Source organism: Burkholderia cepacia (assembly GCF_001039005.1).
Lineage (GTDB): Bacteria > Pseudomonadota > Gammaproteobacteria > Burkholderiales > Burkholderiaceae > Burkholderia > Burkholderia theae.
Map to the genome: position 1 here is coordinate 27,468 of NZ_LDWR01000062.1, position 25,212 is coordinate 52,679.

At 69.3% G+C, this 25,212-nt stretch carries 19 protein-coding genes; 9 read left to right on the forward strand and 10 right to left on the reverse strand.

Annotation, left to right across the window (positions count from 1 at the left end):
* Positions 1-57: 57 nt before the first annotated feature.
* The 4 genes from VL15_RS32130 to VL15_RS32145 are packed head-to-tail and all read right to left on the reverse strand — an operon-like array spanning position 58 to position 8,589.
* Positions 58-4,245: a bifunctional nitrate reductase/sulfite reductase flavoprotein subunit alpha gene (locus VL15_RS32130; protein ID WP_048250849.1), complete on the reverse strand. Its 4,188-nt coding sequence runs from the start codon at positions 4,243-4,245 to the stop codon at positions 58-60.
* Positions 4,246-4,261: 16 nt separating this feature from the next.
* Positions 4,262-4,606 (reverse strand): nitrite reductase small subunit NirD, encoded by a 345-nt coding sequence (nirD, locus tag VL15_RS32135; protein WP_047903106.1) that lies wholly within the window; start codon positions 4,604-4,606, stop codon positions 4,262-4,264.
* A 38-nt stretch (positions 4,607-4,644) separates the two neighbouring features.
* Positions 4,645-7,242 (reverse strand): nitrite reductase large subunit NirB, encoded by a 2,598-nt coding sequence (gene nirB / locus VL15_RS32140; protein WP_048250851.1) that lies wholly within the window; start codon positions 7,240-7,242, stop codon positions 4,645-4,647.
* A 21-nt stretch (positions 7,243-7,263) separates the two neighbouring features.
* Positions 7,264-8,589 (reverse strand): MFS transporter, encoded by a 1,326-nt coding sequence (locus VL15_RS32145; protein WP_048250853.1) that lies wholly within the window; start codon positions 8,587-8,589, stop codon positions 7,264-7,266.
* Positions 8,590-9,239: 650 nt separating this feature from the next.
* On the opposite strand from VL15_RS32145, the gene cobA reads away from it, so the two are divergent.
* The 7 genes from cobA to VL15_RS32180 all read left to right on the forward strand — a co-directional run bounded on the left by cobA (position 9,240) and on the right by VL15_RS32180 (position 15,183).
* A complete protein-coding gene (cobA, locus tag VL15_RS32150; RefSeq protein WP_048250855.1) occupies positions 9,240-10,001 on the forward strand; it encodes a uroporphyrinogen-III C-methyltransferase in 762 nt (253 codons plus the stop codon).
* 120 nt (positions 10,002-10,121) lie between these two features.
* Entirely contained in the window at positions 10,122-10,715 is a 594-nt protein-coding gene (locus VL15_RS32155) for an ANTAR domain-containing response regulator (protein WP_048250857.1), read from the forward strand.
* Positions 10,716-10,720: 5 nt separating this feature from the next.
* On the forward strand, positions 10,721-11,773 hold the full coding sequence (locus VL15_RS32160) for a CmpA/NrtA family ABC transporter substrate-binding protein (protein WP_048250859.1): 1,053 nt from the start codon (positions 10,721-10,723) through the stop codon (positions 11,771-11,773).
* 102 nt (positions 11,774-11,875) lie between these two features.
* Entirely contained in the window at positions 11,876-12,475 is a 600-nt protein-coding gene (locus VL15_RS32165; RefSeq protein WP_048250861.1) for a uracil-DNA glycosylase family protein, read from the forward strand.
* A 61-nt stretch (positions 12,476-12,536) separates the two neighbouring features.
* The gene (locus VL15_RS32170) at positions 12,537-13,325 is read left to right on the forward strand and encodes a YkgJ family cysteine cluster protein (RefSeq protein ID WP_048250862.1); all 789 of its coding nucleotides are present in this window, start codon (positions 12,537-12,539) and stop codon (positions 13,323-13,325) included.
* Positions 13,326-13,416: 91 nt separating this feature from the next.
* Positions 13,417-14,358, forward strand: coding sequence for a helix-turn-helix transcriptional regulator (locus VL15_RS32175; protein WP_048250863.1), 942 nt, complete (start codon positions 13,417-13,419; stop codon positions 14,356-14,358).
* A 126-nt stretch (positions 14,359-14,484) separates the two neighbouring features.
* Positions 14,485-15,183, forward strand: coding sequence for a fumarylacetoacetate hydrolase family protein (locus VL15_RS32180; protein WP_048250865.1), 699 nt, complete (start codon positions 14,485-14,487; stop codon positions 15,181-15,183).
* Between the two features lie 57 nt (positions 15,184-15,240).
* On the opposite strand, the gene VL15_RS32185 is transcribed toward VL15_RS32180, so the two are convergent.
* A complete protein-coding gene (locus tag VL15_RS32185) occupies positions 15,241-15,786 on the reverse strand; it encodes a DUF4303 domain-containing protein (RefSeq protein ID WP_048250867.1) in 546 nt (181 codons plus the stop codon).
* A gap of 150 nt (positions 15,787-15,936) precedes the next feature.
* Positions 15,937-17,148 carry an MFS transporter gene (locus tag VL15_RS32190; protein ID WP_048250868.1) on the reverse strand — a complete coding sequence of 404 codons (1,212 nt, stop codon included), beginning with the start codon at positions 17,146-17,148 and terminating at the stop codon, positions 15,937-15,939.
* Positions 17,149-17,457: 309 nt separating this feature from the next.
* Here VL15_RS32190 and VL15_RS40960 point away from each other — a divergent pair, with 309 nt between their 5' ends.
* A complete protein-coding gene (locus VL15_RS40960) occupies positions 17,458-18,027 on the forward strand; it encodes an AidA/PixA family protein (RefSeq protein WP_080971024.1) in 570 nt (189 codons plus the stop codon).
* 713 nt (positions 18,028-18,740) lie between these two features.
* On the opposite strand, the gene VL15_RS32195 is transcribed toward VL15_RS40960, so the two are convergent.
* Both VL15_RS32195 and VL15_RS32200 read right to left on the reverse strand, forming a co-directional pair.
* On the reverse strand, positions 18,741-20,315 hold the full coding sequence (locus VL15_RS32195; protein WP_048250869.1) for a trypsin-like peptidase domain-containing protein: 1,575 nt from the start codon (positions 20,313-20,315) through the stop codon (positions 18,741-18,743).
* A 215-nt stretch (positions 20,316-20,530) separates the two neighbouring features.
* Positions 20,531-22,003: a PLP-dependent aminotransferase family protein gene (locus VL15_RS32200; protein ID WP_048250870.1), complete on the reverse strand. Its 1,473-nt coding sequence runs from the start codon at positions 22,001-22,003 to the stop codon at positions 20,531-20,533.
* Positions 22,004-22,170: 167 nt separating this feature from the next.
* On the opposite strand from VL15_RS32200, the gene VL15_RS32205 reads away from it, so the two are divergent.
* Positions 22,171-23,373 carry a GNAT family N-acetyltransferase gene (locus tag VL15_RS32205; protein WP_048250886.1) on the forward strand — a complete coding sequence of 401 codons (1,203 nt, stop codon included), beginning with the start codon at positions 22,171-22,173 and terminating at the stop codon, positions 23,371-23,373.
* 24 nt (positions 23,374-23,397) lie between these two features.
* Here VL15_RS32205 and VL15_RS32210 read toward each other — a convergent pair whose 3' ends face one another.
* Together VL15_RS32210 and VL15_RS32215 are read right to left on the reverse strand one after the other, a co-directional pair.
* Complete coding sequence (locus VL15_RS32210; protein WP_048250871.1) at positions 23,398-23,883, reverse strand: DUF3331 domain-containing protein; 486 nt, start codon at positions 23,881-23,883, stop codon at positions 23,398-23,400.
* Positions 23,884-23,927: 44 nt separating this feature from the next.
* Positions 23,928-25,139, reverse strand: coding sequence for a CynX/NimT family MFS transporter (locus VL15_RS32215; protein WP_048250872.1), 1,212 nt, complete (start codon positions 25,137-25,139; stop codon positions 23,928-23,930).
* Positions 25,140-25,212: the final 73 nt, after the last annotated feature.

The window sequence follows — 25,212 nt, forward strand, 5'->3', positions numbered from 1 at the left end:
CGGCCACCGTGCCGGACCAGCAAGCCGGCGGGCCGCGTCAAGCCGCTCCGCCTGCGGTCAGTACACGTCCCGCATGTAGCGCCGCGCCTTCGCGAGCCGCGCGACGTAGTCGTTCGCGTCGTCGTCCGACATGCCGCCGTGCTCGGCGACGACCGCCTTCAGCGCCGCATCGACGTCCTTGGCCATCCGCGCGGCGTCGCCGCACACATAGAAGTGCGCGCCTTCCTCCAGCCACGCGAACAGCTCGGCGCCCTGCTCGCGCATCCGGTCCTGCACGTAGATCTTGTCGGCCTGGTCGCGCGAGAACGCGAGATCGAGCCGCGTCAGGAAACCGCTGTCGTGCATCGCGCCGAGTTCGTCGCCGTAGTAGAAATCGGTCTGCGCGTGCTGCTCGCCGAAGAACAGCCAGTTGCGCCCGCGCGCGCCGCGCGCCTGCCGCTCGTGCAGGAAGCCGCGGAACGGCGCGACGCCGGTGCCCGGGCCGACCATCACGATCGGCACGTCGCCGTTCACCGGCGGCCGGAAATGCGCGGACTTCTGCACGAACACGGGCACGCGGCCGTCGTCCGCGCGATCGGCTAGGAAAGTCGACGCGACGCCTTTGCGTGCACGCCGGCCGTTGTGGTAACGCACGGCCGACACGGTCAGGTGGACCTCGCCCTGGTGCGCGCTCGGGCTCGACGCGATCGAATAGAGACGCGGCTGCATCCGCTTCAACATCCCGACCAGCTCCGTGCCCGACAGCTCGACCGGAAACTCGTGCAGCACATCCGCAAGCTGTTGTCCCCACAACCATTGCTTCAGGTCGCTCTTGCGGTCGTCGCCGAGCAGCGACTTCAGCGCGCCGTTCGCGCTGCGCGACGCGATCAACGCGAGCGTGTCCGGATGCGGGCGCGTAATGTCGAAATGGCGCGCGAGCGCATCGCCGAGCCGCACGTCGCCGACGCCCGCGATGGACACGGGTGCATCGGCCTTCAGTGCGGTGACGGACAGCAGCTCGTCGACCAGCTCCGGGCAGTTGGTCGGCCACACGCCGAGCGCGTCGCCGGTTTCGTATTCGAGGTTCGCGCCTTCGGTCGACAGCGACACATAACGCGTGTCCTTCGCGGCACCCGGACGATTGAGCCGCAGGTTCGCGACGAGCTTCGACGGCGCCGGATGCGCCTTCGTCGGCAGCAGCCCCGACGGGCTCATCCCGCCGGTCGGCACCGCGTGCAGCGCGGCGTCCGCCTCCTTGATCCGCGCGACGACGCGTTCGAGCCACTGGTCGGCATCGCGCTGGAATTCGACGTCGCAATCGACGCGCGCACACAGGCGCGCCGCGCCGAGTTCCGCGAGCCGCGCATCGAGCCGGCGGCCGTGGCCGCAGAACTGGTCGTAGTTGCGATCGCCGAACGCGAGCACCGCGAAGTGCACGCCGTCGAGGCGCGCGGCACTGCCGGCCTGCAGCGCGTCCCAGAACTCGGTGCCGTTGTCGGGCGCATCGCCGTCGCCGAACGTGCTCGTCATCAGCAGCACGTATTGCGCGCCGGCAAGCGACGCGATCGGATAGTCGGACATGCACGCGGTGCGGATCTCGAAACCCGCGTTCATCAACTGCGTCGCGTAGTCCTCGGTCAGCGATTCGATGTTGCCCGTCTGCGATGCCCACAGCAGCACGACCTTCGGGCGCGTGCGCACGATGCGCACGCCGCCGGCGGCGTCGGCCGGCTGGGCCGGCGTTGCGGCATCCAGCGCGTGTGCGTGCGCGGGCGCCGAGCGGCTGAACAGGCCGGCGAGCATCCCGTCGAGCCAGAACCGCACCGGCGGCGCGAGCGGCGCGCCGGCCGGCAGCACGGGCACGCTGCCCTCGCGCCGGCCCGCGCTCGCCTTCAACCCGCTGACGAGTCCGGCCACATACAGCCGCTCGGTGTCGGTCAGCGGCGGCGGCGCGAGGTCGGCGACGCCGAGCGCGGCCGCGAAAGTGTCGATGTCTGCCATGTCGGATTCCTGTGAAGCAGTGGCCTGCACCATTGCCGGCGCGGGCCGCGCGTCGTCGGCGCATGCATCGGATTGCGCCGTGCCGTCGTCATCGGACGCGAACGCATCGGTCTCGACGCGCCGCAGCGCGACCGCGCAATATTTCAGTTCGGGTTGCTGCGATTCGGGATCGATCGCGTCGTTCGTCACCGCGTTGATGCACAGGTCGTCGCCGTACACGTCGTTCCAGTGCATCGGCGCGAAGCAGTTGCCGCGCTGCACGCGCTTGGTGACGACGGCCGGCAGCACCGCGCGGCCGCGCGCCGAACGGATTTCGACGCTGTCCTTCGCGGCGATGCCGAGCGCGCTCGCGTCGTCCGGATGAAGCTCGACGAACGGGCGCGGGTTCAGCTTGTTCAGCATCGCGACCTTGCCGGTCTTCGTCATCGTGTGCCATTGATGCTGCAGCCGCCCGGTGTTCAGCACGATCGGGAACGTGTCGTCGGGCAGCTCGGCCGGATCGACATGCGGCCGCGCGAAGAAGCGCGCCTTGCCCGACGGCGTCGGGAACGCAATGCGCGGCGCGGCGCTCTCGTCGGCCGCCGTGCGCGGCGTCTGGCTCACGCCGTCATTCAGGTAGCGGATCGGGTGCCGCTCGCGCGCGGTGCCCGGTGCGACCGGCCACTGCACGGGCCCGTCGCGTAGCGCCGCGTGGCTCGCGCCGCGCAGGTCGTAGCCGGTCGCCGGATTCGAGAAACGGACGATCTCGTCGAACACGTCGGCCGCCGACGCATAGTCGAACGCATCGCCGAAGCCCATCGCGCGCGCGACTTCCGCGACGATGCGCCAGTCGGGCAGCGCATCGCCGGGCGGCGCGACGGCGGCGCGCATCAGCGTCATGTTGCGTTCGGAGTTGACCATCACGCCGTCGCCCTCGGCCCACAGCGCGCCGGGCAGCAGGATGTCCGCGTAGCGGTTGGTCTCGGTGTCGAGGAACGCGTCCTGCGCGATCACGAGCTCGGCGGCCTGCAAGCCGGCGATCACGTTCTGCCGGTTCGGCACGGTCGCGACCGGGTTCGTGCAGACGATCCAGCATGCCTTGATGTCGCCGGCCGCCATCCGCGAGAACAGGTCGACCGTCCCCTGCCCCGTCTCCTTGCGCAGCGTGCCGGCCGGCACGCGCCACAGGTTCTCGACGAAGCGCCGGTCGTCGTCGGACAGCACCGAGCGCTGGCCCGGCAGCCCCGCGCCCATGTAGCCCATCTCGCGCCCGCCCATCGCGTTCGGCTGGCCGGTCAGCGAGAACGGCCCGCTGCCGGGGCGGCAGATGCGGCCGGTCGCGAGGTGCAGGTTGCAGATCGCGTTGGTGTTCCACACGCCGTGCGTGCTCTGGTTGAGCCCCATCGTCCAGCAGCTCATCCACTCCGGTGCGTCGCCGATCCATTGCGCGGCCGTGCGCAGGTCGGCTTCCGCGAGCCCCGTGATCGCCGCGACGCGCTCGGGCGTGTAGTCGGCGAGAAACGCGGGCATCGCGTCCCAGCCTTCGGTGTACGCGTCGATGAACGCGCCGTCGGTGCGGCCGTTCGCATGCAGCAGGTGCAGCAGCCCGTTCGTCAGCGCGAGATCGGTGCCGGGCCGGATCTGCAGGAACAGGTCGGCCTTGTCGGCCGTGCCGGTGCGGCGCGGATCGACGACGATCAGCTTCGCGCCGGCCTTCACGCGATCCATCATCCGCAGGAACAGGATCGGGTGGCAATCGGCCATGTTCGCGCCGATCACGAAAAACAGGTTCGCGCGATCGAAGTCCTGGTACGACCCGGGCGGGCCGTCCGCGCCGAGCGACTGCTTGTAGCCGGTGCTCGCGCTCGCCATGCAGAGGCGCGAGTTCGACTCGATGTTGTTGGTGCCGACGAAGCCCTTCGCGAGCTTGTTGACGAGGTACTGCGCCTCGATCGACATCTGCCCCGACACGTAGAACGACAGCGCGTCGGGGCCGTGCGTATCGAGCACCGCGCGCAGGCGGCGCGCGGTCTCGGCGATCGCGTCGCGGGCCGGCAGCGGCACGAGGTCGTCCTCGCGCGCGCGGCGCACGAACGCGCGGTCGAGCCGCCCCGAGCGGCGCAGCGCGACGTGCGCCGACGAACCCTTCGTGCACAGCCGCCCGAAGTTGGTCGGATGGTCGGCGTCGCCGGACACCTTGACGACCTCGCCCTCCTCGACGTGCAGCACCATGCCGCAGCCGACGCCGCAGTACGGGCACACGCTCTTGACGGGGGTGGCGGTCATGCGCGCTCCGGGACGGTCAGGCCGCAATCCACACGAAGCCGTCCTCGACCCGCGACGGATACGCGCTCACCGACTGCTCGGGCGCTTCGAGGCATTCGCCGGTGCGCAGGTCGAAATGCTGCTTGTACAGCGGCGACGCAACGACGACGCGCTCGCCGAGGCTGCCGATCAGCCCGCGCGACATCACGGCCGCCTGCGATACGGGGTCGACGTTGTCGATCGCGAACACGCCGCCGTCGGCATGCGCGACGTGAAACACCGCGACCTGCTCGCCGTTGACGAGCGCGCACACGCCGGTGTTCGGCACGATGTCGTCGAGCGGGCACACACGGGTCCAGGACAGGGGAAGACGATCGTTCATGATGGGCTCCTTGGAAAAGACGCTGGTGTCGGTCAGGGTCAGGCGGTTGCGGATTCGGTGACGGCTTGCGGCGCGATTTCCGTGACGACGGGAATCGTCACCGGCTTGCCGCGCACGCGTTCGTCGGGCGTCGCGGGACGGATCTGGCCGCGCGTCTCGACGAATTCGATGTTCGCGTCCGGCGCATCGCTGTTCACGAAGTGGCGGAAGCGCTTGCGCGTGTCGGGATCGGTAACGGCCTTCTTCCATTCGCACTCGTAGGTGTCGACCACGTGCTGCATGTCGGCTTCGAGTTCGGCCGCGATCCCGAGCTTGTCGTGCACGACGACGTCGGTCAGGTAGTCGAGGCCGCCTTCGAGGTTGTCGCGCCACACGCTCGTGCGCTGCAGGCGGTCGGCCGTGCGCACGTAGAACATCAGGAAGCGATCGATGTAGCGGACCAGCGTCGCGCGATCGAGGTCAGACGCGAGCAGTTCCGCGTGGCGCGGCTTCATCCCGCCGTTGCCGCACACGTACAGGTTCCAGCCCTTCTCGGTCGCGATGATCCCGACGTCCTTGCCCTGCGCTTCCGCACACTCGCGTGTGCAGCCCGACACGCCGAACTTGATCTTGTGCGGCGCGCGCAGCCCCTTGTAGCGGTTCTCGAGGTCGATCGCGAGACCGACCGAATCGTCGACGCCGTAGCGGCACCACGTCGAGCCGACGCACGACTTCACGGTACGCAGCGCCTTGCCGTACGCATGCCCCGATTCGAAGCCGGCCGCGATCAACTCTTCCCAGATCGACGGCAGCTGCTCGACGCGCGCGCCGAACAGGTCGACGCGCTGGCCGCCCGTGATCTTCGTGTAGAGCCCGTACTTCCGCGCGACCTGGCCGACCGCGATCAGCCCTTCGGGCGTGACCTCGCCGCCCGGCATGCGCGGCACCACCGAATACGTGCCGTCGCGCTGGATGTTCGCGAGGTAGTAGTCGTTCGAATCCTGCAGCCCGGCATGTTCCTTCTTCAGCACGAACTCGTTGAAGCACGACGCGAGGATGCCCGCGACGGCCGGCTTGCACACGTCGCAGCCGAGCCCTTGGCCGTGCTTCGCGAGCAGTTCGGCGAACGTCGTGATGCCTTCGACGCGGATCAGGTGGAACAGCTCCTGGCGCGAATGCGGGAAGTGCTCGCACAGATGGTTGTTGACCGCGAGGCCCTGCTTCGTCATCTCGGCCTTCATGATCTGCGTGACGAGCGGCACGCAGCCGCCGCACGACGTGCCGGCGCCCGTGCACGATTTCAGCGCGCCGAGGCTCGTCGCGCCATCGGCCACCGCCGCGCAGATCTGCGACTTCGACACGTTGTTGCACGAGCAGATCTGCGCGGCCGCGGGCAGCGCGTCGACGCCGATCGCCGGCTTCGCGACGCCGTCCGACGACGGCAGGATCAGGAATTCCGGGGATTCGGGCAGCTCGATGCGGTTCAGCATCATCTGCAGCAGCGTGCCGTATTCGGCCGCGTCGCCGACCATCACCGCGCCGTGCAGGAACTTGCCGCAGTCGGACACCACGAGCTTCTTGTAGACCTGGCGGCGTTCGTCCGCGTACTGGTACGTGCGGCTGCCGGCCGTCGTGCCGTGCGCGTCGCCGATGCTCGCGACGTCGACGCCCATCAGCTTCAGCTTAGTGCTCATGTCGGCGCCCGCGAACGCGGCCGCGCCCGTCTCGTCGGCGCTGCCGGCGAGCTGCTTCGCGACCACGCGCGCCATGTCGTAACCGGGCGCCACGAGGCCGTACACCATGCCGTTCCATGCCGCGCATTCGCCGATCGCGTAGATGTCGGCGTCGCTGGTGCGGCATGCGTCGTCGATCGCGACGCCGCCGCGCGGGCCGGTTTCGAGCCCGCAGGCGCGCGCCAGTTCGTCGCGTGCGCGAATGCCGGCGGAGAACACGATCATGTCGGCGTCGAGGTGGGTGCCGTCGGCGAACGCCATCCGGTGCGTGCCTGCCTCGCCGTCGACGATCTCGAGCGTGTTCTTGCCCGTATGCACGGTCACGCCGAGCGCCTCGATCTTCGCGCGCAGCATCCGGCCGCCGCCGTCGTCGACCTGCACGGCCATCAGCCGCGGCGCGAATTCCACGACGTGCGTGTCGAGCCCCATGTCGCGCAACGCCTTCGCGCATTCGAGGCCGAGCAGCCCGCCGCCGACCACGACACCGCGCTTCGCGTGCGTGCCGCATGCCTGCATCGCTTCGAGATCCTCGATCGTCCGGTACACGAAGCAGCCCGCGCGATCGTGCCCCGGCATCGGCGGCACGAACGGGCGCGAACCCGTCGCGAGCACCAGCTTGTCGTACGCGAGCGTTTCGCCCGACGCGAGCGTGACCGTATGCGCGGCGCGGTCGATCGACGCGACGCATGCGTTCAGGCGCAGGTCGAACTGCGGATGACGCTCGAAGAAGCCGGGTTCGACGAGCGACAGGTCGTCCGCCGACTTGCCCGCGAAGAATTCCGACAGGTGCACGCGATCGTAGGCCGGGCGCGGTTCCTCGCCGAGCACGGTGACCTGCAGTGCGCCCGCCGCGCCCGCTTCCGCCGCGACGCATTCGAGGAGCTTGTGGCCGACCATGCCGTGGCCGATGACGATGAGTTTCATGATGACGTTTCCTTCGGTCGATCAGTTGGCGACGCTGCCGGCGGCCAGCGCGCGGTCACGCAGCTCGGCTTCGCGTGCCTTGTGTTCGTCGCTGAAGCGCACGGCCATCGCGCACAGCGCGGTCGCGGTGACGGCGAGGCCGAGCACGCTCAGCGTGTGCTGCACGTCGCCGACGCCCTTCAGCAGGAAGCTCGCGGCGACCGCGCCAACGTTGCCGCCCGCGCCGACGATCCCCGCGACGCCGCCGAGCGCCTTGCGGTCGATGAACGGCACCAGCGCGTAGGTCGCGCCGCACGCCATGTGCGTGAAGAGGCCGAAGGTCAGCATCGCGACGAGCGCGATGCCGATGCTTTGCGCATGCGAGAACCAGATCAGCCCGAGCCCTTCGCCGACGATCAACGCGCACAGCAGCGTCGCACGCACGTCGAGGCTGCGCCGCGCGGCGATCTTGTCGGACAGCCAGCCGCCGAGCGCGCGGGCGAACAGCGCGAGCAGCCCGAACAGGCCGACCGCGAAGCCCGCGTCCTTCAGCGACAGGTTGAAGTGATCGACGTAGTACAGCGCGGCGATGTTGTGGATGAACACCTCGACGCCGAAGCACGCGCCGTACGTGACGAACAGCATCCACACGCGATAGTTGCCGCATGCGGCGAAGAAGCTCGCCCAGCCGCCCTTCTTGCCACTGTCGACCGTCACGCCTTCCTTGCGCAGCGCGATGACGTCGCCTTGCGGGCAATCCTGCGTGAAGCGCCAGTACGCCCACGCCATCACGAGCATCGCGACGCCCGGCACGACCAGCGCGATGCGCCACGAAGCGTCATCGCCGAAGCCGAGCATCAGGCCGGCGGCAACCAGCAGCGGCATCAGCGCCTGCGTCGCGCCCGCGCCCGCATTGCCCCAGCCGGCCGTCGTCGCGTTCGCGGTGCCGACCACGTTCGGCGCGAACATCACCGACGTGTGGTACTGCGTGATCACGAAGCCCGCGCCGATCGCGCCGATACCGAGGCGGCAGATCAGGAACGACAGGTAGTCGTGCGTGAACGACACCGCGAACACGGGGATCGCGCCGAGCAGCAGCAGGCCGACATACACGCGGCGCGGGCCGAAGCGGTCGCACAGCGGGCCGACCAGCAGCCGGACGGCGATCGTCGCGGCCACCGCGGCGATGTTGATGTTGGCGACCTGCGCCGCCGTCAGGTGAAATTCGCGCGCGATGAGCGGCATCAGCGGCGCGCACGCGAACCACGCGAAGAAACAGACGAAGAACGCCATCCACGTCAGGTGGAACGCGCGCATCGGCGCGGTGCGGAAGCTGAAGAGATCGATACGGGTAGCTTTGTCGGTCATGTCATCCGCCAAACGAAAAACGGCGTCCTGCACACCCGGTCTCGTCGAGACCCGATGTGTAGGACGCCGTTGCCCATGAAGCCCGTTGCCGGGCGCGTCTGTAATCGGTACTGCGGACGAATCGCCGTTGATCCGCCCGAACCAGCTTACGCAAACGCCGTGCCATGTCGGCCCGAAACGGGCCGGCAGCCCCGCCGCGCAAGGCTCGCCGGTCAGTGCGCGAGGCCGTCCGGCCCACGGCGCGCGATGCGCCGTGATGCAGCGAGGCACAGATGTGGTGCGCTGCAGCACTGTCGCCGTGCGACATCGCGGTGCGCGCTGACGGGGCACGATGCACGCCGTTGCGGCATTGCGTCTGCCCGCGCGCGGCAGTCGCAGGCAGGCCTGCGGCCGTCTCGCGTTGCGTTGCGCGACGCACCCGCCGCGCGTGTTGGCGGCTGGCCCGGATATTGCTGAACCTTATGCATCACACCGGCAACGGCGCCGGTGGGCAGTCCCTGCAAACCTGGCCCGTCGCTCACGACGGGCCCATCCGGACAACGGCGTCCCCCCGTGCGCGGCACGGCCGGACGCCCGTGTGCTTCGACCGCCCGCCGCCACGCCGACAACGCGTTAACGACCGCCGCACGCACGCGGCACTGGAACACGACATGACGACAGGCAAAGTCACGCTGCTGGGCGCCGGCCCCGGCGATCCCGATCTCCTCACGCTGAAGGCCGTGAAGGCGCTGGCCGCCGCCGACGTGCTGCTGCTCGACGATCTCGTCGCACCCGGCATCGTCGAACTCGCACCGCAGGCGCGCGTCATCCGCGTCGGCAAGCGCGGCGGCTGCCGCTCGACGCCGCAGGCGTTCATCGAGCGGCTGATGCGCCGCTACGCGCAGCGCGGCGCGCACGTGGTCCGTGTGAAAGGCGGCGACGCGCTGCTGTTCGGGCGTGCCGGCGAAGAACTCGCGACGCTGCGCGCCGCCGCGATTCCGGTCGAGATCGTCAACGGTATCTCGTCGGGATTCGCGGCCGCCGCGAGTCTCGGCATCTCGCTCACGCACCGCGAGCACTGCCAGGGCGTCACGTTCGTCACCGCGCACCGCCAGGACCACGGCGAACCCGACTGGTCGCGACTCGCGGCGACCGGCACCACGCTCGCGATCTACATGGGGATGAGCCGTGTCGACAGCATTGCCGCGGGCCTGCTCGCCGCGCTACCGGCTTCGACGCCGGCCGCGGCCGTGCAATGGGCCGGCACGCCCGACGAACGCCGCTGGACCGGCACGCTCGGCGGCCTCGCGCGCGGCATAGACGAAGCGCGGCTCGGCAGCCCGGCCGTGATCCTCGTCGGCGGCGCGATCGGCGAAGCCGCCGTGCAGTGCGCGGATGCCGCCGGCGAAGCGGCGCTGTCCAGGGCCGCCTAGCATGCGCGGCATCGCGCGGCTTCGGCCGCTCCCCGTTTCCGTCAACGCCGGCCGCGCTTGCGGCCGGCATCCGTCGTGCGCGCCTTGCGCTGAAGCTTCGCCGCCCCTGCTGCTCGCCTCATGAGTTCGTCTGCCCCATCCGCCCGCCTGCGCGTGCTGCTCGTCACCGACACCGACAAGCCGATTGGCGAACTCGGCGACGCGCTCGCGCGCCTCGGCTACGAGATGCTGAACGACGTCGCGACGCCCGCGCGCCTGCCGGCGGCCGTCGAGGAGCAGCGCCCCGACGTCGTGATCATCGATACCGATTCGCCATCGCGCGATACGCTCGAGCAACTCGCGGTGATGCATGCGACCGCGCCGCGCCCGGTGCTGATGTTCAGCCACGACGGCGACCAGGCGCTGATCCGCGCGGCAGTCGGCGCGGGCGTCAGTGCGTATCTCGTCGAAGGCTTGTCGGCCGAACGCCTCGCGCCGATTCTCGAAGTCGCGCTCGCACGCTTCTCGCACGACGATGCGCTGCGCCGCCGGCTCGCCGACGTCGAGCGCGAACTCGCCGAGCGCAAGCTGATCGATCGCGCGAAACGCGTGCTGATGGACCAGCGCAGGCTGTCCGAGCACGACGCGTACGCGGCGCTGCGCAAGCGCGCGATGGATCAGGGCCTGCGCATCGTCGACGTCGCGCGGCAACTGCTCGACGCGACACCCCAATGAACGCCATGAACACGTCCCTTCCCGCCGCGCCGGAACGCGCACATCTTCGCCTCGGCTTCGTCGCATTGAGCGACGCGGCCCCGCTGATCGTCGCGCAGCACCTGGATCTCGGCGCACCGCACGGCCTGACGCTCGAACTGCACCGTCAGCCGTCGTGGGCCGCCGTGCGCGACAAGCTGCTGAGCGGCGAACTCGACGCCGCGCATGCGCTTTACGGGCTCGTCTGCGGGCTGCAGCTCGGCATCGGCGGCCCGCGGGCCGACATGGCCGCGCTGATGGTACTGAACCGCAACGGCCAGGCGATCACGTTTTCGCGCAGCCTCGCCGACGCGTACCGCGCAAGCGGCAGCGTGCGCGCGGCCCTCGCAACGCTCGGCCGCAAGCCGCTCCTCGCACAGACGTTCCCGACCGGCACGCACGCGATGTGGCTGAATCACTGGCTCGCGTCGCACGGCGTCGATCCGCTGCGCGACGTGCGCAGCGTCGTGATCCCGCCGCCCGAGATGGTCGCCGCGCTCGCGAACGGCGAACTCGATGGCTTCTGCTCGGGCGAGCCGTGGCATGCGGTGGCCGACGCCTGCGGCGCGGGCCGGACCGTCGCCGTCACCAGCGAGATCTGGCCCGATCATCCGGAGAAGGTGCTCGCGGCCCGGCGCGACTTCGTCGCGCTGTATCCGGCCACCGCCCGCGCGCTGATCCGCACGCTCGTCGATGCGTGCGCGTGGCTCGACAGCCCCGCGCACCGCCGCGAGGCAGCCGACTGGCTCGCGTCGCCCGACGCGCTCGGCGTACCGGCCCGGCTGATCGCGCCGCGCCTGCTCGGCGACTACGGCGCGGGGCCTTACGCCGAGCCGCCGCTGCCGATCCGCTTCCACGACGGCGGCGCCGTGAACCGGCCCGATCCGCTCGAAGCCCGGTGGTTCCTGTCGCAATACCGGCGCTGGGGCATGCTCGACGGTTCGCACGACGACACGAAGATCGCCGCGGCGATCGCGCAGACCGCGTTGTATGATGCTGCGGTCGCCGAAGGCGGCGCACCGGGCCCGTCGCGGGTTTGATGCGCGCCGCGTGATGCATGCGGCGCGCGCGCCGGCGCGACACCACGCCGCTCCGGCCACCCGGGCGACACCGCATGGCCACTCCGTCCCCGATCCGAATCGATGCCGAAACGAACGCACGCGCCGCTCGACGTGCTGCTCACCGAAATCCGCGCGTGCCGCGTCTGCGAAGCCGACCTGCCGCTCGGCCCGCGCCCCGTCGTACGCGCCCATCGCGACGCACGGATCCTGATCGTCGGGCAGGCGCCGGGCGCACGCGTCCATGCGAGCGGCATCCCGTGGGACGACGCGAGCGGCAAGCGGCTGCGCGACTGGCTCGGCGTCGACGCCGACACCTTCTACGACGAGACGCGCTTCGCGATCGTGCCGATGGGCTTCTGCTACCCGGGCCGCGGCGCAAGCGGCGACAACCCGCCGCGTCCCGAATGCGCGCCGCTGTGGATCGACCGGCTGATCGCCGAGCTGCCGTCGATCCGGCTGACGCTGCTGATCGGCCAGTACGCGCAGCGGCATTTCCTGCGCGACACGCGCAAGGCGACGCTCACCGACACCGTGCACGCATGGCGCGACTACGGCCCCGACGTGCTGCCGCTGCCGCATCCGTCGCCGCGCAACCAGGCGTGGTTCAAACACCATCCGTGGTTCGACGCCGACGTTGTGCCCGAGCTGCGCCGCCGCGTGGCACCGCTGCTCGACCGATGAATGAAACCACCGGCGGCGTCGCGATGCTTCGCGGCGCGCCCGAACCCCCGATACACACCCAATGAACGATACCGTCACCGCCCCCGACATCGACTTCGCCTGCACCGGCTGCGGCGGATGCTGCCGCGACCTGCGCATTCCCCTGACGATCGGCGAGGCGATCGCCTGGCTGCGGCGCGGCGGTCACGTCGAGTTGCTGTGCGACGCGATGCCATGGCTCGTCGAACCCGAGCCCGACAACGCGTTCGCCGCCTACAAGCGCGCCCGTTCGACACCCGCGCTCAGCGGCTCGCTGCCCGTGCGCGTCACGGTGGTGCTCACCGCCGCCCATGCAGGGCCCTGCCCGAACCTGCGCGACGACCTGCGCTGCGCGATCTACGACGAACGCCCGCTCGTGTGCCGGATCTACCCGGCCGAGATCAATCCGTTCGTGCCGCTGACGCCCGGCGGCAAGGAATGCCCGTCCGACGCATGGCAGCAGACGCCGCTCATCCGCGGCGGCACGATCGTCGATGCGGACACGCGCGAGAGCATCGCGCGCTCGCGAGCGGCGAGCGAAGCTGAAACGCCGCTGCGCGCACGCCTGTGCGCGGTGCTGGGGATCGACACGGCGGCCGTGGCCAATGAAGGGTTCGTGATTCATGCGCCGCCCGCGCCCGCGCTGCTCGCCGCGCTGACGGATCTGCTCGCGAAGCCGACGGTGGCCGCCGACGACACGCTCGCCTGGACGCTGGTGTCGAACCGCGCGGCGACGACGGATGCACTCGCGTCGGTCGACGCGTCGAGCCGGCTTGCCGGTAGCCTGGCCGGCCCGGACACCCGCTATCTCGGCTTCCATCCGGACGCCTGATCGCCACCGGGCGCGGCCGCCGCACATTCCGGCCGCGCCCGGTTCGCTGTACCATCGCGGCTCAACCGCGTCACGAACAGCAGAATCCTTCATGCCCTCCACCGCCCCGCCGCGCCTGTACGGGATGCCCGAACGCAGCGACCGGCTCGATTTCTACATTCGCGACCAGGCGTCGCGCCAGGCGATCACCGAGCCGCACCGGCACGCGTATTTCCAGATCCAGTTCAATCTCGGCGGCGACACCGAGCAACGGATCGGCGGCGTCACGCGGCCGTTTCCGCGCGGCGCGCTCGCGTTCGTGCTGCCGCACCGCGAGCATCTGATCCCGCATCCGGAAGGCGCGCACTTCATCGTGATCAACTTCAGCCAGGCGTTCCTGCGCGCCGATCTCGACGTCGATCCGCTCGATCTCGAGGATGTGCCCGCGCAGCGCTTTCCCGAGCTGACGCCGTTCCGCTTCCAGGAACATCTCGACTTCATCCTGACCGGCGACACCTACGATGAAGCGCGCCGCCTCGCGCTGTGCATGCTCGACACCGATCGTGTGCGCACGTTCGGCTCGACCACGCTGCTGCGCGGCTACCTGCTGCAGTTGATCGGACTCGTCTGCACGCAATACGCGGGCGCACTCGACAAGCTCGCGCAGCGCGGCGCCCAGCGCGCGGGCCGGCGCGACGCGCTCGCTCGCGTGCTGCGGCACGTGCGCGCGAATCTGACCCGCGAGGACCTGACGCTCGCCGCGACCGCCGAGGCCGCGTTCCTGTCGCCGAACTACCTCGCGCACCTGGTCCGCAAGGAAACCGGCAGCACGTTCACCGATCTCGTGACCGAGCGCCGGATCGCGCTCGCGCAATCGCTGCTGGCCCATACGAGCCGGCGCATCGCGGACATCGCGCGCTCGGTCGGCTTCCGCGACGAAGGGTATTTCGCGCGGCGCTTCCGCGCGCGGGTCGGCGTGTCGCCGAAGGCCTACCGCGACGCGAACGCCGCGTTGCCGGCCGGCGACGATGCGCCGGCGGCCGCCGACGCGTAGTTTTGTCCCGGTAAAACGCACTTGCGTCGCATCCGGCCGCACGCACGTCCGGTATCGTTGCATGCATGCCGGCCCGTGCGCCGCACGGGCGCCGGCATCCGTCTTCCTACCGAACGAGGCCATCCGATGTCCGCCTATGTCATCGACGCCGCCGAGCGTCCTTCCGTCGAAGTCGAACAAGCGTCCGCGCGCTTTCCGGTGCGCCGCGTATTCTGCGTCGGCCGCAACTACGCCGACCACGCCCGGGAAATGGGCGCCGATCCCGATCGTGAACCGCCGTTCTTCTTCACGAAGCCGGCCGACGCGATCGTCCCGGCAAGCGGCACCGTCCCGTATCCGCCGCTGACGAACGACCTCCATCATGAAATCGAGCTGGTGGTCGCGATCGGCAAGGACGGCCGCTCGATCGACCCGGCCGACGCGCTGTCGCACGTGTGGGGCTACGGCGTCGGCGTCGACCTCACGCGTCGCGACCTGCAGGCCGAAGCGAAGAAGCTGAGCCGTCCGTGGGACTGGGCGAAGGGCTTCGACGCGTCGGGCCCCGTGACCGCGCTGCGCGCGGCCGCGGCCACCGGCCACCCGGCGACAGGCCGCGTCTGGCTCGCCGTCAATGGCGAAACGCGCCAGCAAGGCGATCTGGCCGACATGATCTGGGCCGTGCCCGATGTGATCGCGTACGTGTCGCGCTCGGTCGAACTGAAGGCCGGCGACCTGATCTTCACCGGCACGCCGGCCGGCGTCGGCGCGCTGCAGCCGGGCGACCGCGTGACGGGAGGCGTCGACGGCGTCGCGACGTTCGAGTTCGTGATGGGCGCGAAGCCCTGACGACGCAGGCATGGCGGCCGCCCGTCCGGTAGCCGCCATGCCCTGTCCCGCTTCCGGTCAGTCGTAGCGGCGCAGGAACGTTTCGACGACGGCCGGCGGATTCAGCGCTTTCGCCGATTCGTTTTCCAGTGCCTCGGCCGCATCGTCGTCGCTGATCGATACGAACAGCGTGATGGCCGCCCTGGCCTCGCCGGTGCCGAACAGGCCGTCGCGATCGAGCAGCCGCAACGCCTCGATCATGTCCGCGTGCAGTTGCCGGGAAAATTCCGCGAATCTCGACCGGGCAAACCGCGGGCTCAGCACGGCATCGGCCAGCTTTCCGCAGATTGCATTGAACGGCGACGCTTCCGCCGCCGCATACGCCCACTCCGAAAAGCCCCACGTGTACCACGGGTCCCGATCGTCATCGGCGATCGCCTGTTGCGCGCGGATCCGGCTCAGCCCTTCGACCGAATTGGCCGCCGGCACCACCGTCATCGCGCCGCTGTCCGTATAAAGCGCGAACGCGTAGAACTGCTCGTCCGGGTGCAGTGCGCGCAGCGCCTTGAAGGTGGCCCTCGCAGCGTCGGCAATTTCCCGCTGGAAATCAGAAAAGTCGTCCATCGTTACCTCGTCCATTCGCCCTTCGCATGCGTCGGGGAATACGGCTTGCGGAGGGTTCGTCGTCTCCCGACATTGGCCGAATTGTCCGCCAATCGCCTGTCACACGGTAGCAGGCCCGCATCTCCGCGCTTCGGTGTGCCGCGCCTGCACTCACAGTCCGGCGTCCCGCGCATCGAACACGTGCACACAGACCGCGGCCACCAGCGCGATCCCGGCCGACAGCAGCATCATCGCGAGCGGCGCATACCCCGCGTTGCCGGCCGTCAGCACCGCGCCGGTCAGCGACGAAAGCGCGGCGCCGCCGGCGATCGTCATCGCGCCGGCCAGCCCCGATGCGCTGCCCGCCAGATCCGGGCGCACCGACACCGCGCCCGCATGCGCGCCGGGATTGCTCAACCCGTTGCCGATGCCGACCAGCACACACGGCCCGAACCATGCGATCGCATGCGTCGCGCCGCCAGACACCAGCGCGAGCCCGATCAGCGGCCCCGCGCATGCGACGACGCGCCCGCACAGGATCGTCGTGGCCAGCGCGAAGCGGCGCGCGTAACGCGCGGCCAGAAAGCTGCCGCACACGAAACCGGCCGTGATCGTCCCCATGTAGAAGCCGATCTCCGCCGGCGCGATGCCGAACATCGTTCTCGCGGCGAGCGGCGCGCCGGCCAGGAATGCATAGAACGAACCGGTCGAAAACGCCATGCACAGCGCGTAGGCCCAGAAACGGCGCGCACGGAGCAGCGCGGGATACGCGCGCAGCTGCCGCCCGAGGCTCGACGACCGGTTCGTATGGGTTTCGACGAGATCGAACGCGCACCAGCCGAACAACGCGATGCCGGCCGCGCCGAGCAGCCAGAAGCTCGCGCGCCAGCCGACCGACTGGTCGAGCACGCCGCCGAGCGTCGGGCCAAGCATCGGCGCGAACGCGGCCGCCATCGCCGCATAGCCGATCCGGCTCGCCGCGCGGCTGCCGCCGCCGGCGTCGCGGATCGTCGCCATCGACACGGGATAGACCGACGTGATTGCCGCCTGCATCAGCCGGCATGCGAGAAACACGCGGATATCGGTCGCCATCGCGCAGCCGAGCGAGCCGAGCGCGAACACGCCGACGCTCGTCAGCACGATCGGCCTTCGCCCGAACCGGTCCGACAGCGGCCCCATCACGAACTCGAGCGACGCGGCCACCGCCGCGTAACCGCCGAGCGACAGCGCGACGAGCGCATAGTCGGCGTGCAGGTCGCGCGCGATTGCCGGCAGCGACGGCAGGAACAGGCTCAGCGGCAGCACCGAGAACGCGCACAGCAGGATCAGCGTCGCGTGTCTCGGAGACGCCGGTTCGGAAGCGATCGGCAGGTTCGTTTGCAAGCGGATGCCCTCCGCGCACGCGCCGCATGGCCGTGCGCAATGCAAAAAAAAGGTTCTTCGCGGATTTCCGTGGATGTCGCTGTCCGCCCCACTGCTGCGAATCGCGCGGAATCTGCTAGTGGCCAATACTCCTCTATCGGCCACATCGGACTGTAATCGAGTGTAATCGATTCGCGCGCCAATTCCGCCTACGCTGCTAGAACTCTTTGGGAAGATTCGAATTCTTCGATCGAGAAGATTTTAAATCCAGAAGAGAAATGGGTGCCGCAAGCACCTTTGCTTTGACACAAATTTACTTCGGAGAAAATCATGGGACATCGCGAAATTCTCGCTGGCGCACCCGCAACAATCGAAATTATTGCATTGTTTGACGTCGAGTTAATTCTGCACGATTATCCAATAAAGACTAATAATACTCCTCAGACCGCCACGTGGATCGAACACGGGCCAAAATCAGTAAAATATGCGTATCTGGTTGCTCCTGAGGAGTATGTGGAGCCCGATACAAACGCGACACCGGATCTCACGATTTATGGCCTTACCGGCGATACCGTCCGTTGGCGCGGGCTCTCCTTCAGTGGAAACATCAACCATGCGGGAGCCCTAGTTGCGATCAAACCTAATGGGATCCTACATGTCCTTCAATTTAAGGGCCCTCCGTGTGATGTCCCGGGGTCTTATTTGGGTTACAACATTGACAAAGGTGAACCTTACGATATTAAGCAGTTTTTGGATAACCGTATCGATTCTTCTGTTATTGGCACTGGCACAGATAATTATATTGTAGTATTTGCGTTAATGGAGGTTGATCGCAGAACTGGAAATATCGGCAAGATTGGATATTATCAGTGGGACCCGAAAGTTACCTGCCACGCTTGAACCGGAATCCAATTGATGTTAGGGGGCGGCGATATCTCTCCGGCAGTCGTTGAACATGAAGCCGCCCCAATTTCGAGTCGATAAGGTTGCTTGCAATGCCGTTCCGCAAGATTGCGCGCGCGTTCACGAAAATGCTCGGGACGTGGCGCGGAAGCTATCGGCACACCGGAGTTCAAACAATAGCGCCGCGAGCGAAAGACGGTCGAGATGCTGTTCGCGCATCTGAAGCTCGATCGCTGAGGCCACGAGATCTGAGCGGAGTGCAGGACGAATTCCTGTTGGCAACAACTGCGCAAAACCTGCGACGAATGGCTAAACGGTTGGCGCCGCTCGGCAACGAGATGATTGCGATGGCGGTGTAGCCATGCGATGAGAGGCGAAAGCTTCTTCGAAGTCAGGCGCATCGATTCAACCGAACCTCATCGCAAGTGCAAGTGAGTTATGGACGTCGTCCGAGCCGAGTATTCCAACGGAATCGGCCGATCGCCGACAGTCTGCCTCGCGTTCCCCGGTAATCCTCGATGAACCCCAAAAAAAGCCCCCGAACGAGTCGGGGGCGCAGGGGTGCCGGCGCGGTGCCGCTACCGGACCCTGCGCCTGTGTACGACTACGATGATGAATGCCGCTTTCATGCCGGATGGCTCCTGAATGCCTGATTGACTGCCAGCGATATCGGACGATGGTAGGCGGACGACGCCAACCGCGTCAACGCGCTAACGCGCACGCACCGACACGAACTTCCGCGCGTTGTTGCGCTGGATCAGCACGGCGATCACGCTGCCGCCGTTCGCTTCGAGCGACGGCACGTCGTCCGGCGTCTCCAGCAGCGTGTCGTTGAGCTCCAGCACGACGTCGCCCGGCTGGATGCCCGCGTTCGCTGCCGGGCCGTGCACCGCGTCGACCATCATCCCGACCGCGAGCCCCGTCGAACGGCGCTCGTCGTCGCTCAGCGCGTGCATCGTCAGCCCGAGACGGTCGCCACCGTCACCCGCCGCCGGCCCCGCTCCCGGCCCTGGCCCCGGTCGCGCAGCGGCCATCGGCGCAGCCATGCCGACCGTCGCGCCCGCGTTGCCGGCCGCCTCGTCGGCGCCCGTGATCGTCAGCATCACCGGCGCGCGCTTGCGAATCACGCGCAGCGGCGCCTTCTGGCCCGGCGGCAGCGCGGCGGCCAGGTCGTTCAGTTCGGCCGAGTGGCCGATCGCCTTGTCGCCCAGCTTCACGATCACGTCGCCGGGCTTCACGCCGGCCGCGGCGGCCGGCGAGCCGTGCGCGACGCCGTTGACGAGCGCGCCCGCCGGACGCGGCAACCCGAACGCCGCGGCCAGCCCGATGCCGACATCCTGCACGTCGAGACCAAACGCGTTGCCGGACGGCGCGCCCGGCGCGGGTGCCTGCTGCGCTTGTTGCTCCTGCATCTGTGCCTGTAGCTGCGCGCGCACCTTTGCCGCGAACGCGATCGGGATCGCGAACGTCGTGCTCGCGTAGCGGTCGGCGCCCGTATAGACCTCCACCACGATGCCGATCACGTCGCCCGCACGGTTGAACACGGGGCCGCCCGAGTTGTCGGGATTCGGCGCGATATCGGTTTCGAAGAACGGAAACGCGCTGCCGTCCGGCAGCCGGTGCGACGTCGCGCTGACGATGCCGGCCGTGACCGTGTTGCCCGATCCGTCCGGCGCGCCGATCGTCATCACCGGTTCGCCCGCCCGCACCTTCGCCGAATCGCCGATGCGCACGAACGGCAGTTTCGTTGCGTTGACACGCAATACGGCGACGTCGCTTTGCGGATCGACGGCCAGCACCGTCGCCTTGAATTCGCGGCGGTCGGTGAGGCGCACCGTCACGTCGGTCGCGTCGTCGACCACGTGCGCGGACGTCAGGATCAGGCCGTCGGCGCTGACGATGAAACCCGAGCCGCTGCCCGACACCGCGCGCGGCGACATGTCGGGCGGCGCCGGCACACCCTGCGCGGGCGGCGGCGCGGCGCGCCGGAAGAACGCGGCGAGCGGATCGTCGGTATCGAGGATCGCGAAGGACGGCCCGCCGGTTTGCTGCTCGAGCGCGGTCATGATCGTCACGACCGCAGGTCCGTAACGATCGACGATGGCCGGAAAATCGACCGGAATCGCGTAAGGCGCGGCGGCCGGCCTGGCCCTTATGACGGGGGGTGTGGCGGGCTGCGCGACGCTCCCCGCCATGGCGGCCGGCGGCGTCGACACAAAAAAGGCGAACGCGCCTCCCAACAGCGCGGTGTGAAACACGGCGCGAGCAAGCGTCTGGCGAACCACGGTGCACCTCCCCCGGCAGTCGCGGCGCCGACCTGCGCGAGACGCGCAGGCGCCCGACAAGCACCGGTACACGCATCCATTTATACTCCACGCGGCCTGTTCGAACAGATGAATCGAAACCCGCATGCCGGGTGGTGCGACGGCCGCGAAGCCGCGATGGCGCTCGTTCCGGACAAAGTGCGCGATTCGTCAATCCGCACAAGTCCGGCAACGGTTCAATCGCCGGCGACCCGCTCCGCGATCGCCGACAACATCCGCAACATCGGCTCGAACGCATCGGCCGACGTATTGCCGAAACCGAGCACGAGCCCGTTGCCCGCCCGTGCCGCATCGATCGAAAAACCCGACAGCGGAAACGGCCCGATACCGTGCGCGCGCGCCGCGTCGACGATCGCGCGGTCGCGATAGCGCGTGGGCAGCCGCAGCGCGAGATGCAATCCGCATGGCCCGCCCTCGACCTGGTGCGGCACGCCCAGGCTGCCGTCGAGCGCGGCGAGCAGCAAGCGCCGCCGGTCGCGATACAGCCGGCGCATCCGCCCGAGGTGCCGGCCGTACTCCCCCGTCTCGATGAAATCCGCCAGCGCGAGCTGCACATGGCGCGTTCCGCCGCGCAGCATCTCCGGCAGCACCCTCCGCACGGCGGCCAGCAGCGCGTCGGGCAGCACGAGAAAGCCGATCCGCAGCGCCGGAAACATCGTCTTGCTGAACGAGCCGAGATAAACGACGGGCGAATCGGGCGCGAGCCCGTGCATCGCGCCGATCGGCTCGCCGGTGTGACGGAATTCGCTGTCGTAGTCATCCTCGATGATCCACGCGCGATGCCGGCGCGCGGCATCGATCAGCGCGAGCCGGCGCGAGATCGACAGCACGGCGCCGGTCGGAAACTGGTTCGACGGCGTCGTGTAGACGAGGCGCGGCGTCCGCTCGCGCCAGTCGTCTTCGTCCGCGCGCAACCCTTCCATATCGACCGGCATCGGCACGACGTCGAGGTCGGCCGCCTGCATCGCGGTGCGCGCGCCGCGATAGCCGGGCTCCTCGACCCACACCGTATCGCCGGGGTTCGTCAGCAATTGCGCGCACAGCGAGATCGCGCCCTGTGCGCCCTCCGTGATCACGATCTGCTCGGGATCGCAGCGCACGCCGCGCGTCACGGCCAGGTGGCGCGCGATCGATTCGCGCAGCGCGCGCTCGCCGAGCGGATCGCCGTACGCGAGCAGGTCGCGGCCGGCGCGGCGCAGCGCGCGATCGATCGCGTGCCGCCACGCATCCACCGGGAAATGCGACAGCGCGGGCACGCCCGGCCGGAAGCCCTCCGATTCGCCGGTGCCGACGAGGCTCGGGCGGATCCGGCCGAGCCGCTGCGCGACGGCCGGCGGCGCGGCACGCCGGCGCGGCGGCGCCGGCCGCGACAGCCCGACGACGCGCGTGCCGCGGCGGTCGGACTGCAGGAAACCTTCGGCGACGAGTTGCTCGTAGACCGCGGCCGTCGTGTTGCGCGACACGCCGAGCGTTTCGGCCAGCGCGCGCGTGCCGGGCAGCCGCGTGCCGGTCGGCATTGCGCCGCCGAGAATCGCGTCGCGCACGCGGCGCAGCAACTGGCGCTGCAGCGAAGGCGCGCCCGGCGTGCGCGCCAGCGGCGCGTCGAGCGGCAACAACGGGGTGTCGCCGGAAGGAAAGGCAGTCGTCATCGGAACATCGCAACGTGAAAGTGGCGGAACACGGCGCACGGTCGGTGGCACCCGAATCGTGGCACCATAAATTTGCCGAAGGCTGGCGCTTCTCATGGTACCTCGGCGCGACTACGATCGTCTGCATGCCGGCATGTCGCCGGCCGCCAACCGAAGCGAGATCGACCTTGTCCACGCTGACCAACGCCTTCCAACAGCCCATCGGCCACCCCGTTCCCGACTGGTCCGCGCGCCCGCGCCCCGAGCGCATCGTGCTCGAAGGCCGCTACTGCCGGCTCGAGCCGCTCGACGCCGAGCGCCACGCAGCCGACCTGTACGCCGCCTATGCACAGGCGCCCGACGGCAGCGACTGGACCTATCTCGCGCACGGCCCGTACGCCGACGAGTCGAGCTACCGCGACTACGCGCGCGGCGCGCGGGCCAGCGCCGATCCGCTGCACTACACGGTGATCGACCGCGCCACCGGCCGCGCGGTCGGCACGCTCGCGCTGATGCGCATCGATCCGGCCAACGGCGTGATCGAAGTCGGCTCCGTCACGTTCTCGCCGCTGCTCAAGCGCACGCCCGTGTCGACCGAAGCGCAGTTCCTGCTGATGAAGTACGCGTTCGACACGCTCGGCTACCGGCGCTACGAATGGAAGTGCGACGACCTGAACGCGCCGTCGCGCAAGGCGGCCGCCCGGCTCGGCTTCCGCTACGAAGGCACGTTCCGGCAAGCGATCCTCTACCGGGGCCGCAATCGCGACACCGCGTGGTTCTCGATCATCGACGGCGAATGGCCGGACGTCCGCGCCGCGTTCGACGCGTGGCTCGCGCCGGAGAACTTCGACGCGCAGGGCGAGCAGCGCCAGTCGCTCACCGCGATCCGCCATGCGCAGGCCAGCGCCCGAGACGCGGCCGGCCGCGCGAACGACGCGACGCGCGTCACGGTACGCCCGCTGGTCGCCGCCGATGAAGCCGCGTGGCGCCCGCTGTGGCAGGGTTATCAGAAGTTCTACGACACCGCGCTGAGCGACACGGTGTTCGCGACGACGTGGGCCCGCCTGATGGACCCCGCCGAACCGATGTTCGTGCTCGGCGCATTCGACGCATCGGGCGCGCTGGTCGGGATCGTGCATTCGATCTACCACCGCTCGTGCTGGACCGAAGGGCCGTACTGCTATCTGCAGGATCTCTACACGGCGGCCGACGCACGCGGGCAAGGCGCGGGCGGCGCACTGATCGAGGCCGTGTACGAGCATGCCCGCGAAGCCGGCGCGAGCCGCGTGTACTGGCTCACGCACGAAACCAACACGACCGCGCGCGCGCTGTACGACAGGCTCGCGAACAACGCCGGGTTCATCCAGTACCGGAAGGATCTGAAGAAGTAACGCGGTTGCACGGCCGGCCCGCGTTCAGTCGAGAACCTCGGCCGGATCCCGCGCATCGTCATGTTCAGAAGCAACATCCGGGCACGCCACCCCGGCCGCGCCCGGCACCGATGCCGGGCGGATCATCTCGTCGCCGTTGGCCGGCACGGGCCGCCGCACCGGCCGGAACACCGGCTCGCCCGGCTCGATCGGCCGTCCCGAGATCGCGCAGCGGCCCGGCTGCAACGCGACCCGCAAGCGCCAGCGTTGCTCGCCGTAATGGCAACGGCCGCTCTCGACCCACCGAATCAGCAGGCTCTCGTCGCCGGCCTCCAGCACCGTGACGAACAGTTGCGGGCGCAACGGCGAGACCGCTGCCGCGACCTGTTCCGGAGCCGGCGCGTGACCGATCGTCACCGGCGGATGCGCGACATTACCGCTGCGCAGCGGTGCCGCTTCGTGTTCGCCGGATGCCTGCGCATCGCACGCCACGTCTTCTTCGCAGATCAGGCTTTCCATGGTATTGAGCATGCTTGACGGATTTCCGTGCAGGTTGAACGGCACCGGCGCCGCGCTCAGCGCCGGCCCATCGGTTCGCGCAGCAGCGCCAGGCCGATCGCCGCGCCCGCGACGGCCGCCGCGAGCATCAGCCCGATGCCGCCCGACCAGCCGAACGCGCCGACGATCGCGCCGATCGTCAGCGGCCCGATCACTTGTCCGAGATAGTTGCCCTGCACGACCCAGCCGATGCTGAGCGGCGCCAGCGAAGGCGACGGCGCGGAGCCCGGCGCACACGCGAGGATCGTCGCGGGCAACATGCCCGCGATCGCCGAGAACGCGAAACCCAGCGCGACCGCGAGCGGCGCGGGCGTCGCCGCGCTGAAGAGCCCTGCGCCCGCCGCGCCGATTGCAACCGACGTCGCGGCCATCACGATCCCCGGCCGCGCGCCGCGCGACAGCAGCCAGCCGGCGCTCAGGTTGCCGATCACGCACGCGGCGACGATCGCCGCGCTGATCAACCCCGCCGCGCCGACCGCGACACCGAGGCGCTGCATCAGGAAGACCGGCAGGAACGTCATCACCGCGAAGAACTGCACGTTGTAGGTCGCGAAGCCCAGCGCCAGCAACGTCGTCGAGCGCGACGCGAGCACGTCGCGCAGCGCGGCGCCGATGCGCGGCGCGGCTGCCTGTCGCGATGGCGAGTCGGCGGACGTCGTGACGGGCACCGCGGCCGCCGCGACGAGCGTCAGCGCCGCGGCCGCGAGCCAGCCGTTGCGCCAGCCGCCGAGCAGCGGCCCGACCAGCATCGACAGCGCCATGCCGGCCGGCATGAACGTGCTCCACAGGCCGAACGCGAGATTGCGCCGCTCGGGCGGCGTCACGCGATTCAGCACCGCCGGTGCGGCGACGACCACGATCACGAAACCGAGCCCCTCGGCGAAGCGCGTGGCCAGCAGCAGCGCGAAGCTGCCCGCCCACGCGCCGGCGAGACTCGACAGGCCGAGAATGACGAGGCCCGTCATCAGCAGCAGCCGGTCGCCCCAGCGGCGCACCAGCAACCCGGCCGCGATCCCGCCGAACACGCCGACGAACGGAAACACCGACATGATCCCGCTCAGCGAGGAGAGCGAGCCGCCGAATTCGTGCTGGAGCGACGGCAACGCGATCGTCGCCTTGCCGACGTGCAACGCGGACACGATGCTCGCCAGCACGACGTTCGCGACGGCGGCCCGGTAGCTGCGCGACGGCAGCGCGGCGGCATCGGCCGCGACAGACGATTCGGTCATCTCCACCTCCGTTGAAGCGGCCGCGTGCAACGGGATGTCTCACGCGGCCGCGATCGGACTGGCGCACATGATA

Coding starts and splice junctions, on each gene's coding strand:
- VL15_RS32130 (WP_048250849.1), bottom strand. CDS start 4,245: ATGACCGCCACCCCCGTCAAGAGCGTGTGCCCGTACTGCGGCGTCGGC.
- nirD (WP_047903106.1), bottom strand. CDS start 4,606: ATGAACGATCGTCTTCCCCTGTCCTGGACCCGTGTGTGCCCGCTCGAC.
- nirB (WP_048250851.1), bottom strand. CDS start 7,242: ATGAAACTCATCGTCATCGGCCACGGCATGGTCGGCCACAAGCTCCTC.
- VL15_RS32145 (WP_048250853.1), bottom strand. CDS start 8,589: ATGACCGACAAAGCTACCCGTATCGATCTCTTCAGCTTCCGCACCGCG.
- cobA (WP_048250855.1), top strand. CDS start 9,240: ATGACGACAGGCAAAGTCACGCTGCTGGGCGCCGGCCCCGGCGATCCC.
- VL15_RS32155 (WP_048250857.1), top strand. CDS start 10,122: ATGAGTTCGTCTGCCCCATCCGCCCGCCTGCGCGTGCTGCTCGTCACC.
- VL15_RS32160 (WP_048250859.1), top strand. CDS start 10,721: ATGAACACGTCCCTTCCCGCCGCGCCGGAACGCGCACATCTTCGCCTC.
- VL15_RS32165 (WP_048250861.1), top strand. CDS start 11,876: ATGCCGAAACGAACGCACGCGCCGCTCGACGTGCTGCTCACCGAAATC.
- VL15_RS32170 (WP_048250862.1), top strand. CDS start 12,537: ATGAACGATACCGTCACCGCCCCCGACATCGACTTCGCCTGCACCGGC.
- VL15_RS32175 (WP_048250863.1), top strand. CDS start 13,417: ATGCCCTCCACCGCCCCGCCGCGCCTGTACGGGATGCCCGAACGCAGC.
- VL15_RS32180 (WP_048250865.1), top strand. CDS start 14,485: ATGTCCGCCTATGTCATCGACGCCGCCGAGCGTCCTTCCGTCGAAGTC.
- VL15_RS32185 (WP_048250867.1), bottom strand. CDS start 15,786: ATGGACGACTTTTCTGATTTCCAGCGGGAAATTGCCGACGCTGCGAGG.
- VL15_RS40960 (WP_080971024.1), top strand. CDS start 17,458: ATGGGACATCGCGAAATTCTCGCTGGCGCACCCGCAACAATCGAAATT.
- VL15_RS32200 (WP_048250870.1), bottom strand. CDS start 22,003: ATGACGACTGCCTTTCCTTCCGGCGACACCCCGTTGTTGCCGCTCGAC.
- VL15_RS32210 (WP_048250871.1), bottom strand. CDS start 23,883: ATGCTCAATACCATGGAAAGCCTGATCTGCGAAGAAGACGTGGCGTGC.
- VL15_RS32215 (WP_048250872.1), bottom strand. CDS start 25,139: ATGACCGAATCGTCTGTCGCGGCCGATGCCGCCGCGCTGCCGTCGCGC.